This is a genomic window from Microlunatus speluncae (assembly GCF_009299835.1).
GTDB classification, from domain to species: Bacteria; Actinomycetota; Actinomycetes; order Propionibacteriales; family Propionibacteriaceae; genus Microlunatus; species Microlunatus speluncae.
The window spans coordinates 172549-185161 of the sequence record NZ_VKCZ01000012.1 but is presented as its reverse complement, the minus strand read 5'-3'; the positions used below and the strand labels follow the sequence as shown (position 1 = coordinate 185161).

Here is a 12613-nt window from a genome sequence, read left to right as displayed (position 1 = left end):
AAGGCAGCGAAGAAACGCGCGAACCCCGGCCGGGCAGACATCACTTTGGCATTGACGCGAAGAAAAGCCGACGCGCTCTTGAGGATCTCGTTGGCTCGGCGCAGGTCGGCGTTCTCCTTCTTCAACGCCTTGATCTCAGCGATATCCTCACTGGTCTTACCGGGCCGAGCGCCATGATCAACTTCTGTCTGACGGACCCATCTCCGCAGGGTCTCAGCCGACCCGATCCCGAGCTGACCAGCGATCCTGCGGATCGCCTCGAACTCGGTTCGGTAGTCGCCGCGCTCCATCGCCTCAGCGACCAGCCGGACCGCACGCACCCGCACCTCAGGGGGATACTTCGACGGACGTGCCATAACTCCATCCTCCAGCAAATGAAGCCTCCAGACACCCCGGGGCGATTCAGTCTGCACCCGAATCGCGCAACGCGTCCTCGCTCTTACAGCCACCATCTGGCACAACGACCACCACAGCACCCCGACCCACCGCGCACTCACCGCCTGCGACCACTAAACCCTTGGACTTACTCGTCTAGGGCGTGTCCCGTAACCCGTTGATGGTGGGGTCGCGGAGCCAGATCCGGATTGTGGATACGGTGATTGTGCCTCGGTACACGTAGTCGCGTTTGTCGTATCGGGTCGCGACGGCTCGGGTCGCGCGGAGCTTGTTGACGGCTCGTTCCACAGTGTTGCGGTCCCGGTAGCGGGCCGGGTCGAAGCTGGGTGGCCGGCCACCGGCGCTTCCCTTCCGCAACCGAGCCAGCTTTTGGTCTTCCTTGATCGGGATCGCGGCCTTGATTCCTCGATCGGCCAGGTGCTGGCGGATCGCCCGGGAGGAGTAGGCCTTGTCGGCCAGTACCCGATCCGGACGGGTTCTTGGCCGGCCACCCTGCGGACGGGCAACAGTGATCTTGGAAAGCACCGGCTCGAAGCCGACCGCGTCGTGGCGCTGGCCGACCGTGGTCATGATCGCCAGTGGTCGGCAGCGATGGTCGGCGACAAGATGGATCTTGGTCGATAACCCGCCCCGGGAATGCCCAAGAGCCTCCCGATCAGTCGGCTTCCGAGCGAGACTCTTCTTGCCTGGCGGGGACTCCGGCCGGTCCAGGGCACCGGCAGAATCAGGCCGTTCGGCCAGATCGGCCTGATTCTTGTAATTCGATCCTGCCCCCTGTGTGGCGCGCGGCTCGGTGTGAAACAAAGTCATCCAAGGCCACCGCGAGCCGCTCGGGCGACACGTCACCCGGTGCAGCATGCCGTGCCCCAGCAGCGTCTTGATGAGCGCGGATCACCGTCGAGTCGACACCCACCGTCCACTCGTCCACGCCAGCATCGGCACCCCGTTCCAGCTCTGCCAACAACTCGTCCCAGGTGCCATCAGCCGACCACCGTCGGTGCCGGTTATAGACCGTTTTCCACGGCCCGTAACCGGACGGGAGATCCCGCCACGGAGCCCCCGTCCGGGTGCGCCACAAGATCCCATCAATCACCCGGCGATGATCACCCCAAGGTCGACCACCGGCCGGGCCGGACCTCGGAACATACGGCTCCAGCAGCGCCCACAGGTCATCGGTCAAGTCATGACGATCATGCACCCATCCATCACACCCGAACCCACGCAAAATCAGTTACGGGACACGCCCTAGTAGACCCCTCCGGGCCTCGCCGACCCGGGGGCAGGGATCGGGGCGGACTCCGCTGTGGCTCCCGGTGACCACGGCCTTCGGGTTGGAGCAGGATCTTGCACCCGAACGATCCGGAATTGGAGCCCGGCGTTGGTCATGATCATGGTCTTCGAATCGGGGTCCTGCCACGTTACAGGACGGCGAGGAGGACCTGGATGATTCCGTAGCCGATCAGGGCGATGGCCGCGACGCACCCGAGGGTGATCAGGAAGTTCAGATCGGTTGGTCGTTTGGGCCGTGTGGCCTCGGCAATCAACCTTGCCCGAAGTACCTCCCATCGGACTGAATCGATCTCGCCGGCGCTTCTTGGGCGTCCAGTCTCGTGATCGCTCGAATGTAGTGATCAAATTGCTGCTCGACCTTGGTCATGGTTCCCTTCGGCACTTGCGGAATCGGCGCCGCACTCGGTTGAGTGGATGCTGAGCGTGGACGTTACGGCGCCGGGCCGGGCATGACGCCAGTCGGCGAGGTGGGAGATTCGATGCTACAGAGCTTGTCGGCGCCACTGAGGCCGTCCCACAGACGTTTGCCCCGGCCGAGGAAGATCGGCACTACCGGAATCGTCATGACGTAATCAGCCCGGCGGCGAGGAAGTCGCGGGTCACGGTCGGCGGGCCACCGATCCCGCACCGCTGTTCGGCGGTGAGGATGCCGGGAGAGGGACGGTGCGTCCGCAGCTCTTCGGTGACAGGATCAGCGGTGGTGGCCCGGTCAGCGCGTACAGCAGTGACGGCCTGAACGTCATCGACCAGACACGCCAGATTGTGAGCTGAACGGATCGCGGCCCTAACCATGATCATTAGCGTGCACCTGCCTGGCTCATCCATCCAGTGTCAATTGTCATACCGGGACATAGATATCGTCGATACATGTTGGACGTCACCCGACTCCGAGTCCTTGACGCTGTCGCTCGGCTCGGCTCCTTCACCGAGGCGGCCAGGGAGTTGCACTACTCGCAGCCGACGGTGAGCCATCATCTCGCGCGGCTCGAGGCCGAGACCGGCGCACAGCTGCTCCAACGCGCGGGTCGGCGGATCCGGCTCACCCCGGCCGGAGAGCTCCTCGCGACCCGGGCGGCCGAGATCATCGGCAGGATCGACGCCGCGGGCAGCGAACTGGCAGCCCACGTCGGCCTAACCAGTAGCCGGGTTCGCGTCGCCGGCTTCGCCTCGGTGATCGGATCCCTGATCCCTCGCGCGACGGCGATCCTGGCCGCTCGGCACCCAGGTCTGCAGCTCAGCCTGACCAACACCCAACCGCCGGAAGCGATCGAACTGCTCCGGGCCGGCAAGATCGACGTGGCGATCATCTTCCGATACGGCGACACCGATCCCGAGCCCGGAGACATCCGACTCCACCATCTGCTGGACGACCCGCTGTACGTGCTGTCCACGCAGCCGCACCAAACCCTCGCCGCGCTGCGCGACGCCACCTGGATTGCCGGCTGCGACCGGTGCCGTGCACACTTGGTCGCCTTGTGCGCCGACGCCGGCTTCGAGCCCGCCATCGGCTACAACTCCGACAACGTGGTCGTCATGCAGGCCCTCGTCGCCGCCGGCCTCGGTGTGACCACAAGCCCCGGGCTGGCGCTGCGCGCCCATCGCATCGAGGGCATCGAAGCAACCGAGATCCCCGGCGCCGGACAACGGATCTACGCCGCCACGTACGGCGATCCGCCCGACCCACCGGCCACCGCTGCCCTTCTGGCCGCGCTCGCCGAAGCCGTCCCACCGGGCCGATCAGCTGCCACCCACCAAGGTCAGGGCCAACCTGCGATCCCTTCTGCGACGCCCAAATGATCAACTCGGCCGATGATATCTATTCACTGTTTCCATTGGACGTCAGCGCCCGAACTGGTACAACATCGAATGCGGCAGCTTGCATGCATTAGCAGACAGTGATTGGCCGTCCGCACAGCTATGACCAACACGGAACATCCTTCCTGCGCCACCGCTGGTCAGGTGATCTGCATTGGGATGAGATAGGGGGATGCACGTGCAAGAGAAGTCCGGTCAAGATGCGTACGACCCGCAAGCGATCGTCGAGAAGTGGATGCGGGTGTGGCAGCAGAGGCGGGCTTTCGAAGCGAAGGGGCTCACGACGGACGAGGGCGACGACCGACCCGGCTCGTACGTGGTCAGCATGTATCCCTATCCGTCCGGTGACCTGCACATGGGGCACGGCGAGGTGTACTCGATCAGCGACGCGATCGCGCGATTCGGCCGAATGCGCGGGCACAACGTGTTGACTCCGATCGGGTGGGACTCATTCGGGCTACCTGCCGAGAACGCGGCGTTCAAACGGGATCTGGATCCGCGGGACTGGACCTACGCCAACATCGAGGTGCAGGCCGAGTCATTCAGGCGATTGGGGATGTCGTTTGACTGGCGAACTCGGCTGCACACCTCGGATCCGGAGTTCTACCGATGGAACCAGTGGCTGTTCCTGCGCATGTTCGAGCGAGGCCTGGCGGTCCGTAGGGCCGCGCCGGTCAATTGGTGCCCGCAGGACGCCACGGTGCTGGCCAACGAGCAGGTATTGCAGGGGCGGTGCGAGCGTTGCGGCGCCGCTGTCGTGCGGCGTGAGCTGACCCAGTGGTTCTTCCGAACCACGGCGTACGCGCAGCGACTCCTCGACGACATGGCCCAGCTGAAGGGTCGCTGGCCCGACGACGTGTTGACCATGCAACGAAATTGGATCGGCCGATCCGATGGTGCCCACATTGACTTCCGGATCGCGGGCCGCGACGAATCTGTTCGGGTGTTCAGCACACGACCGGATACCCTGTTCGGCGCGACGTTCATGGTGGTGGCCGCAGACGCGGCCCTGGCAGAGGACCTGTGTGCGCCGGATCAGCGTGCGGGCTTCGAGGTCTACCGCGACACGGTGCGGACCGCGACCGACATCGAGCGACTCGCGGCTGACCGGCCCAGGACTGGGGTTCCGCTGGGCCGCCACGCGATCAACCCGATGACTGGCGAGAAGATGCCGATCTACGCGGCGGACTACGTGCTGTCCGGATACGGCACCGGCGCGATCATGGCAGTACCTGCGCACGACCAGCGGGACTTGGACTTCGCGCGGGCCATGGACCTGCCGGTGCGGGTCGTGATGGACACCGGAGAACCGGACCCGGCGGAGACCGGCATCGCGATCTCGGGTGATGGTGTGCTGGTCAACTCCGATGAGTTCGATGGTCTGCGCAAGGACGAGGCGATCGTGGCCATCACCGAGAAGCTCGCACGGGATGGCACCGGTGAGGCCGCGCTGGCCTACCGGCTACGGGACTGGCTGCTGTCCCGCCAGCGGTACTGGGGTACGCCGATCCCCATCGTGCACTGCCCGGTGTGCGGCGAGGTGCCGGTGCCGGACGACGAGTTGCCCGTGCGCCTGCCCGAAATAGGTTACAAGTTGCGCCCCGAAGGTGGGATCCCACCGCTTGCCAGTGCCACCGATTGGGTCAACGTGGCGTGTCCGACCTGCGGTGGTGCTGCGCAGCGTGACACCGACACGATGGATACCTTCGTCGACTCGTCCTGGTACTACCTGCGCTATCCGAACCCGAACTACACCGACGGCCCATTTGACCCCGAGGGCGTACGACGCTGGTTGCCGGTGGACCACTACGTCGGCGGCAAGGAGCACGCCACCGGTCACCTGCTCTACGCCAGGTTCATCACCAAGGTGTGCCACGATCTGGGTCTGGTGCCGTTCGTCGAGCCGTTCACCCGGCTGACCAACCAGGGTCAGGTCATCATGAACGGCCGGTCGATGAGCAAGACTCTGGGCAACCTGGTCAACCTGCAGGAGCAACTGGGTCAGTTCGGTCCGGACGCCGTCCGCGTGACGATGGTGTTCGCTGGCCCACCCGAGGAAGACATCGACTGGGCGGACGTGTCCCCGACGGGGTCGGTCAAGTGGCTGGCTCGGGTGTGGCGGCTCGCTGGCGATCTTGACCCGGGCAGCCTGGGAGCCGACCCGGCGGCTGGCGATCGACCCACCCGCCAGGCCATTCACCGACTGATCGACGAAACGACCCGCCAGATGGAGATCACCCGGCTCAACGTGGCCATCGCCCGACTGATGGAGTTGACCTCCCTGCTCCGCAAGGCGATCGACAGAGGCCCCGGCGCCGCGGACCCGGCCGTACGGGAGGGTGTGGGGGCTCTCGCTCGGATGCTGTCCTGCTTCGCGCCTTTCACCGCCGAGGAGGTGTGGGAGCGGATCGGCGAGCCGGCCACCGTCGCCAACTGCATGTGGCCGGAGGCCGACCAATCGCTGGTCACGCAGGATTTGGTCACCTGCGTCGTGCAGGTCGCGGGCAAGGTACGCGACCGCCTCGAGGTACCAGCAGACATCGCCGAAGATGATCTTCGCGAGCTGGCCGTGCAATCGGCGAAGGTTCTCAGCGCCCTTAACGGGACTGATGTGCTGAGGGTGATCGTCCGGGCCCCACGATTGGTGAACGTGGTCCCAGCGAGGTAATCGCCAGCCGATCTCGATGGCGGACAGGCGTCGAGTCCGAACCCTGGACCGATCGCCGGCCGAACCGCGGTCTACCTGCGCTCATTCTAGAAGCCAAGGAACACAGCCTGCGCAAGAAAGTTCAAGACTGGGCGAACGCGGCTCGGCAGTCTGGGTGACTTCCTGCTCCAGGCCCGAAAGACACTCGTACTAATGCGTCGCTATCGCAGAATTCTGACTATCGCCGACTTCCGCTGGTTCTGGTTCGGTGCCACGGTCTCCTCAATTGGTGACGGAATGACCTTCGTCGCCCTGACCTGGCTGGTCCTGTCGGGGCCGGACCCAGCATTCGGACTCGCTCTGCTGGCCGTGCTCTATACCGCGCCGGCCGTACTCGGTGGTGTGCTGGCCGGGCCTATTCTCGACCACTTCGACAAACGCACGATCCTGATTATCGACAGCGTCATCCGCGCTGCTGTGATGGCCAGCATTCCGGCCACGGCGGCGCTGGACGTGATGCCGGCCTTCCTGCCGTTCGTCGCGGCGGCGACGTACGGCCTGCTCAAGATGATTCCGCTGGCCGGATTCCCCGCGGCAATTCCCTCGCTCGTCCCCGAATCCGAACTCGACTCCGCCAACGCCTTGGAGTCGCTTAGCTTCAGCGTCGCCGGGATCGTCGGTCCGGCCGCCGCTGGCCTGATGGTAGGCGTGATCGGCGCTCCTGCCGTGTTGGCCATCGACAGCCTCTCGTTCCTGATCTTCGCGCTGGCTCTGATCCGGATCCGCCAGCCCCTCAATACGCGCGAACAGCCGACTCTGATCACCCACAACTCCGGTGCCGAGCCCGTAGCCGAACGGGCTTCGATCCGTAGGGTGCTGCGAGACCCCGTGATCATCGCGACCACCATCGCATTCATGGCGTTCAACGTCGCCGAGGGCATGCTGTTGGTCCTAGCGCCGTGGCTGGCCAAAACCACACTGACTGGTGGAGCAGCCTCGCTGGGGCTGCTGCTGGCGCTGCTGGCGACGGGTGAGATTATCGGCGCCGTGTTGGCGGGAGCTGTCCGGGCTCCATCGTCGCCGATCCGCGCGATCGGCTCCGTCCAGGCTTTTGCGGCGGTCGGTTACCTGAGCCTGCTTCTCACTCCAGACCTGATCGCTCTGGGCGTGGGCTTCCTGCTGATCGGCCTGCTGAGCGCCCCTATGACAGTCTGGGCGCAGTCATTGCGGATGCGCCGAATCCCTTCTGAACTGCACGGTCGGACCTTCGCCGTCCTACGTACGCTGATGCAGGGCACCCTGCCGTTGGGAACAGTGCTGGCCACGCCCTTCATCGCGACCGACCGAATCGGTACGGCCGCGGTCGTGATGACCTCGCTCGCCGGCCTGCCCGGCGTTCTGCTCCTGCTCTCCCGCCTCCGTAAAGGAGCGACCGGTACGAAGCTCGACAACAGCTAGCGTTCCTTGGTGTAGACCGTTGGCGGTTGTCCTTGGTTTCAGAGGGCAGCAATGATCGATGGCACTGTGTTTCTGGACCCGGCGCGGATGATCTAGCCTGTCGACCGACGCCGCGCCGGTCTTGAACCTTCGTTTGCGCCGGATCTCACCCGGATTCATAAACTGAACCCATGCAGACCGTCGTCCAACTCGCGACCGGCCCCGGGTTCGGTATTGACGCCGTCACCTGCACCGATGACCATTCTCGGTGGTCTGCCCCAGAGGTCGAGCACGATCATGAACTGGTCCTCGTGCGGCGGGGCATGTTCCGTCGCCGGTCCGCGGGAAGAGAAGCGGTGATCGACACGACCATGGCCTATCTGTCGGCCTCCGCCACGGAAGAGCAATACGCGCATCCGGCCGGGGGTGACATCTGCACGGTGATCACGGTGAGACCCGAGCTGTGGCAGAGCCTCACGGGTGACCCGAAACGGTTCGATCGGTCCACGATCTACGTGGACGCACGGCTGGACCTCGTACACCGGAGAGTGTTGGCGGGCGCCCGCGGTGGCGATACCGAGTTCGGTGTGGCCGAGGAACTGCTACGGCTGATACGCCACGCAGTCGGTCAGGTGGCGAGAGTCCCGGGCGGGGGCGGGTCGGGACGACAGAAACTGGTCGATCGTGCTCGGGCGGCCATCATCGACCGCCATCCCGATGCCAGCGGCCTGCTGCCGTTGGCCCGGCTGTTGGCTGTGTCGCCTTACCGCCTGAGCCGGGCATTCTCGACGGAGTTGGGTGTGACCCTGACCTGCTACCGAAACAGGGTTCGGGTTGCCTGGGCCTTGGATCGGCTGGAGCAGGGAACGTCGAGTCTGGCTGACCTCGCCGCTGACCTGGGATTCGCGGATCAGGCCCACCTGAGCCGCACTGTCCGCCAGCACACCGGCCGGACACCGGCTACGGTGCGACGACTGCTCGCGGCGTCCGGGCGAGGAGAAGACAGTACGTGAGCCGGTCGACCTGGCAGGCGACGACGTACAGCTCGACCCATCTTCTTCTCACAGGTCGCAGATGGCGAAGGCGCGCAGGTCTGCTTGTCGTCGGTCCAGGAGACCCGATCGAGACAGACCGAGGCCTAGGCCACGCCCATCGGCTGAGGCGATCCAGACGGCCTTCCGGAACGCTGCAAGAACCTCCCCGGTGAACATCACATTGCCTCGTACATTCCGGATCCTCGCAAACGATCCATGGTCTCCTCGGCGAATCCCGCAATCGAGCTCGATGAAGCCCCTCGTCGCCTAGATGTCGGGAATATCATTAGGACCGGCCGATCGTTTCCTGTGACGGTCTTCGAATTGCAGAATGTCATTCGCGCTGCCCTACTCGGCACACCATAAGTCACATACAGGTGCACCCCCAAAAGGCGGAGGGCCACTGTGATTTTCTGCGTGCCCGGCCGTTCTGACCTCAGTCCGCATCGTCACTGTCGCAACCGTTGGCTATCGTTTGCCTCGTGAAGTTCGGATTGTTCGCGATCAACTACGGTACCTGCGCCGACCCCGCGGTCGCGGTCGAGGTCGCACGTGCCGCCGAAGCGGCTGGCTTCGAGTCGGCATGGTCGGGCGAGCACCTGGTACTTCCCGACCCACGTCCGCCCGGTAGTCCGTTTCCTCCCGACCTGCCACTGCTGGATACGATCGTCGCGCTGACTCTGATCGCCGCGCACACGACGACGCTACGGATCGGTAGTGGCATCATCGTGCTGCCGTTGCGAAACCCCGTAGTGCTCGCGAAGGAACTGGCGAGCCTGGACGTCGTCTCCGGCGGTCGGCTTCTCGCAGGCTTCGGAATCGGCTACATCGATGCAGAGTTCCAGGCTGTCGGAGTGCCCCAGACCGAGCGCCAAGCCCGGATGGATGATTACCTGCGGGCGCTCCGGGCACTATGGACCATGCCGCGCCCTCATCACGAGGGCCAGTTCTGCTCGTTCACCGGAATCGACGCACACCCGCGGCCGCTGGCAGCCGGTGGTCCGCCCATGATCATCGGAGGTGAGGGCCCGAAGGCATTCGCCCGTGCAGTGACAATGGCCAATGGCTGGTACGGGTTCGACCCAGATGATCTGGCCGGTTGCCTCGCTGGGTTGCGCCGCGCCGCGGACAAGTACGAACGTCCGGAGGATTTGGGGCAACTCGAGATCACTGTGACTCCAACCGGGCCGCTGGACCGGGCCGCCGTCGAACATTACACAGAACTTGGGGTGGATCGACTCGTCGTCCTGCCCAAACCCGACGCCACACCTACCGGCAGACACAGACCAGTACCCCGCGACGAGATCCTCCGTAACATCGAGCGGATCTCTTCCGAGCTCATCGACCACTAGGGCGCCGCATCCTTCGGGGTGCCAGCCCTATACCTTCGTCGAAGAAGTAGCCGGCGGCACCCGAACCGCCATCACTGGCGCCCCGATCACCGTCAACACCCTGACCGCGTCCCACCGATCGCCCGCGCAGAGGAGCACGGAAGTTAAGAGGACAGCGATCAACCCTGGCTGTTTTCGGTCCATCTCGGATTCGACCAGGCCCAACTCGTCGAGGGGTTACCGAAACTACCTGCGATCAGGGGCGCAGATCCATCACAACGCTGCGGGTGGTCAGATCGACCGGCATAGACACGTGTTCGTGCGTGATCAGCCAGCCGTCAGAGGAGCGGCGACACGTGTCGCTCACGCGCACCCAGTAGTCGACTTCGCGGCCGTCGAGCAGCGTTCCGCTGGCCCGCACCAACATGTGCGCAGCAGCGACGTGATCATTCGCCAGCACCTCAAGCTCGCTGATCTGCTGACCGATCGGCCCGCGCCAGCGTCCGAACCAATCCCGGAACCGCTCGCGGAGGGCCTCCGCACCCGTATAACGCAGCGGCGGCACGAGATCGAAGTAGACGACTTCCGGCGCGAAGACCGACATCAGGCCGTCCAGATCCTTCTCCCACGCCGCCAGTCCACGTCGGTCGAGCAACGCTTTTATTTTCGACTCGATCGAAGTCATTGGTGTCCTCCTGATCGTTGGAGCTCAAATTGCTCGACGGTGCGCGGCCACCCAATGTGACAGGGATGGTCTAGTCCGCAGGGCTTGAGCGACCCCGGTGGGTCGGCATCGGAGCGCCTACGTTGGCGGTCCCGTACACGATGTGGGCTGGATTGCGGGCCCGACAACCAGAACGAGGGCGAACGTCCGAGCCAGCCTTGGTCTCTTCATTGATCCGAACCATCATGAGATGGCCAACAGGAGTTGAATGATGACGTACCCGATCGCGACGAGTCCCCACATGCATCCGAGTAAGATCAAGAGGTTCAGATCGGCTGGGCGCTTCGGCGCGATGGCCTCGGAGAGCAACTTTGCCCGAAGCACTTCCCACCGGACCTGGTCGATCTCACCTGCCTTCCTCTCCGCATCGAGCTGACCGATTGCTCGGATGTAGAGGTCGAGCCGCTTCTGCTCCACCTTGCGCACAGTTTCCCCTTTCGAAGTTGACCGGTGTGGTAGCGACCCGGTTTCTCGCTCGTCGACGGTGGCGCGGACGCCGTTGATCAAGTTAGCCAGCTGTGCATTTGGCGCCGCCGCCGTAGTCCTGGTCATAGCCTGGAGCGCCGCAGCCGATGCGTCTATTGGCAAATGTCACGTACTGTCATAGATATCATCGATACGTCAGACATCGACGATCGCCTCCACCGGGCAGCGCCAGCCCTGCCCCGCTGCCAACGGACCGCTGGCAAGCCACGACCACCGAAGGCGGCCGTGACCGAAGAGGCTGAACGCGCGATGACGTTTGCAAACGCGAGATCCGCGTACGACGCGGACCGCCGTCCTCGCATGACAAGTCCCTCGTCGCCACCGATGCGGCTGGCAGACCACATGCCCCAACGGTCCATGATCACAAGACCCGTCACGTCTCGTCGACGATCACGGGGCCCACGTCAGGCCAGCGCGACGAGCGTCGCGACCATCGCGGCGCCGACGAGGACGGCACGCGCCACATGGCCGCGCTCCCACTGCCGCCGGGCGCGTACAAAGGTCACGCCGCTGGCGTCAATACCGGGGCCCGCAGCGAAGAACGTCGATCCAGCTGCCGTGAGCTGCTCGGCCTGCAGCCAGACCCGATTGATCGGATGTACGCGGACCCAATAGATCGCATGTGCCGCTCCGACCGCAAGCATCGCAAACAAACGGAGACCTCCGTCCGTCCCGGTCGGTGTCATCATCAAGATCGACACGAGCAGCGCGACGATCGCTAACGGTTCCGCCACGCCAATTGCCGTGAAGCCCGGATAGTAGATCCGCTGGAGCCTGACGTACTCGCCAGGCTCCAACCGTCGTTTGCCGGGCAACTCCAACGCGTGGGCGAGGGCGGGCACCAATGTGAGGATGACGAGCAACGCACCGAGAACGTGGATGGCCGATTCCATGGCCGCAACACTGGCACTTGCAGCCGGTTGTAGGTCAAATAGTCGCGTGCGATCTATTGGTGAAGCTGCGCGTTCCGTTGGACTGAGCCCTTCAGCGCTGCGCTATTACGAGGCTCGCGGCCTGGTGACCCCAGCCGCACGGCGGGCAGGCCGGCGGATGTACGGCACAGGTGAGTTGCGCCGGCTCGCGTTCATTCAGCTGGTCCACCAGCTCGGCCTGCCGTTGGACACCGCAGCGGTGATGCTGGATGAGTCCGGCGCCGAGTGGCGGGTTCAAGCCGAGGATGAGATTGACAGGTTGGAGACCCTGGTCGCCCGTGCGCGTGGCGCGCAGGTCTTCCTCCGTCTCGCTGTGAGCTGCCCGAATGAGCATCCCGTAACCGAATGCCCGGATCTGGTTGCCACTCTCGATCAGCTGCTCGCAGGCCGGACCATCGACGATCTCGCCCGCGACCATGGGGATCCATAGTCGATCTCAACGCGATTCTGCAACGCACTACGGCCTCCGTTCCGCATCGCAGCAGTCCAGCGGCGTTCGCTGCGTCGGACGCTGACGATGA

At 64.5% G+C, this 12613-nt stretch carries 12 protein-coding genes and 2 pseudogenes; 7 read left to right on the top strand and 7 right to left on the bottom strand.

The annotated features are described in order from the left end of the window. A partial coding sequence (locus FNH24_RS16210; RefSeq protein WP_161606157.1) for a transposase occupies positions 1–356 on the bottom strand: 356 nt, incomplete at its 3' end. 49 nt (positions 357–405) lie between these two features. Here FNH24_RS16210 and FNH24_RS32680 point away from each other — a divergent pair. Continuing rightward, positions 406–513: pseudogene (locus FNH24_RS32680) on the top strand (IS982 family transposase); the annotation flags it as partial. An 18-nt stretch (positions 514–531) separates the two neighbouring features. On the opposite strand, the gene FNH24_RS16205 reads toward FNH24_RS32680, so the two are convergent. The 3 genes and pseudogenes from FNH24_RS16205 to FNH24_RS16195 form a co-directional block, all read right to left on the bottom strand. Then, on the bottom strand, positions 532–1206 hold the full coding sequence (locus FNH24_RS16205) for an IS5 family transposase (RefSeq protein ID WP_161606156.1): 675 nt from the start codon (positions 1204–1206) through the stop codon (positions 532–534). A gap of 3 nt (positions 1207–1209) precedes the next feature. Then, positions 1210–1594, bottom strand: a pseudogene (locus FNH24_RS16200) (IS5 family transposase); the annotation flags it as partial. Between the two features lie 653 nt (positions 1595–2247). Further along, the gene (locus FNH24_RS16195; protein ID WP_152363234.1) at positions 2248–2484 is read right to left on the bottom strand and encodes a hypothetical protein; all 237 of its coding nucleotides are present in this window, start codon (positions 2482–2484) and stop codon (positions 2248–2250) included. Positions 2485–2553: 69 nt separating this feature from the next. Between FNH24_RS16195 and FNH24_RS16190 the strand changes: the two genes are divergently transcribed. From FNH24_RS16190 to FNH24_RS16170, 5 genes are all read left to right on the top strand, one after another. Next, positions 2554–3483 carry a LysR family transcriptional regulator gene (locus FNH24_RS16190; protein WP_152363233.1) on the top strand — a complete coding sequence of 310 codons (930 nt, stop codon included), beginning with the start codon at positions 2554–2556 and terminating at the stop codon, positions 3481–3483. 190 nt (positions 3484–3673) lie between these two features. Then, the gene (leuS, locus tag FNH24_RS16185) at positions 3674–6169 is read left to right on the top strand and encodes a leucine--tRNA ligase (RefSeq protein ID WP_152363232.1); all 2496 of its coding nucleotides are present in this window, start codon (positions 3674–3676) and stop codon (positions 6167–6169) included. A gap of 192 nt (positions 6170–6361) precedes the next feature. Further along, the gene (locus FNH24_RS16180; RefSeq protein ID WP_152363231.1) at positions 6362–7606 is read left to right on the top strand and encodes an MFS transporter; all 1245 of its coding nucleotides are present in this window, start codon (positions 6362–6364) and stop codon (positions 7604–7606) included. A gap of 170 nt (positions 7607–7776) precedes the next feature. Further along, on the top strand, positions 7777–8598 hold the full coding sequence (locus FNH24_RS16175) for a helix-turn-helix domain-containing protein (protein ID WP_152363230.1): 822 nt from the start codon (positions 7777–7779) through the stop codon (positions 8596–8598). A gap of 503 nt (positions 8599–9101) precedes the next feature. Then, positions 9102–9971, top strand: a complete 870-nt coding sequence (locus FNH24_RS16170; RefSeq protein ID WP_152363229.1) for a TIGR03619 family F420-dependent LLM class oxidoreductase — start codon at positions 9102–9104, stop codon at positions 9969–9971. A gap of 235 nt (positions 9972–10206) precedes the next feature. On the opposite strand, the gene FNH24_RS16165 is transcribed toward FNH24_RS16170, so the two are convergent. From FNH24_RS16165 to FNH24_RS16155, 3 genes are all read right to left on the bottom strand, one after another. Beyond that, the gene (locus tag FNH24_RS16165; protein ID WP_152363228.1) at positions 10207–10635 is read right to left on the bottom strand and encodes a YybH family protein; all 429 of its coding nucleotides are present in this window, start codon (positions 10633–10635) and stop codon (positions 10207–10209) included. A 222-nt stretch (positions 10636–10857) separates the two neighbouring features. Continuing rightward, positions 10858–11100: a hypothetical protein gene (locus FNH24_RS16160; protein ID WP_152363227.1), complete on the bottom strand. Its 243-nt coding sequence runs from the start codon at positions 11098–11100 to the stop codon at positions 10858–10860. 464 nt (positions 11101–11564) lie between these two features. Next, positions 11565–12053 (bottom strand): DUF1772 domain-containing protein, encoded by a 489-nt coding sequence (locus FNH24_RS16155; protein ID WP_152363226.1) that lies wholly within the window; start codon positions 12051–12053, stop codon positions 11565–11567. Between FNH24_RS16155 and FNH24_RS32675 the strand changes: the two genes are divergently transcribed. Then, positions 12013–12522, top strand: coding sequence for a MerR family transcriptional regulator (locus FNH24_RS32675; protein WP_425486896.1), 510 nt, complete (start codon positions 12013–12015; stop codon positions 12520–12522). The two genes, FNH24_RS16155 and FNH24_RS32675, sit on opposite strands and share 41 nt — an antisense overlap. Positions 12523–12613: the final 91 nt, after the last annotated feature.

Bases quoted from the DNA above. Each gene is read 5' to 3' on its own strand.
- FNH24_RS16180 (WP_152363231.1), top strand. From the start codon at position 6,362: ATGCGTCGCTATCGCAGAATTCTGACTATCGCCGACTTCCGCTGGTTC.
- FNH24_RS16190 (WP_152363233.1), top strand. From the start codon at position 2,554: ATGTTGGACGTCACCCGACTCCGAGTCCTTGACGCTGTCGCTCGGCTC.
- FNH24_RS16155 (WP_152363226.1), bottom strand. From the start codon at position 12,053: ATGGAATCGGCCATCCACGTTCTCGGTGCGTTGCTCGTCATCCTCACA.
- FNH24_RS16205 (WP_161606156.1), bottom strand. From the start codon at position 1,206: ATGACTTTGTTTCACACCGAGCCGCGCGCCACACAGGGGGCAGGATCG.
- FNH24_RS32675 (WP_425486896.1), top strand. From the start codon at position 12,013: ATGACGAGCAACGCACCGAGAACGTGGATGGCCGATTCCATGGCCGCA.
- FNH24_RS16195 (WP_152363234.1), bottom strand. From the start codon at position 2,484: ATGATCATGGTTAGGGCCGCGATCCGTTCAGCTCACAATCTGGCGTGT.
- FNH24_RS16175 (WP_152363230.1), top strand. From the start codon at position 7,777: ATGCAGACCGTCGTCCAACTCGCGACCGGCCCCGGGTTCGGTATTGAC.
- FNH24_RS16165 (WP_152363228.1), bottom strand. From the start codon at position 10,635: ATGACTTCGATCGAGTCGAAAATAAAAGCGTTGCTCGACCGACGTGGA.
- leuS (WP_152363232.1), top strand. From the start codon at position 3,674: ATGCACGTGCAAGAGAAGTCCGGTCAAGATGCGTACGACCCGCAAGCG.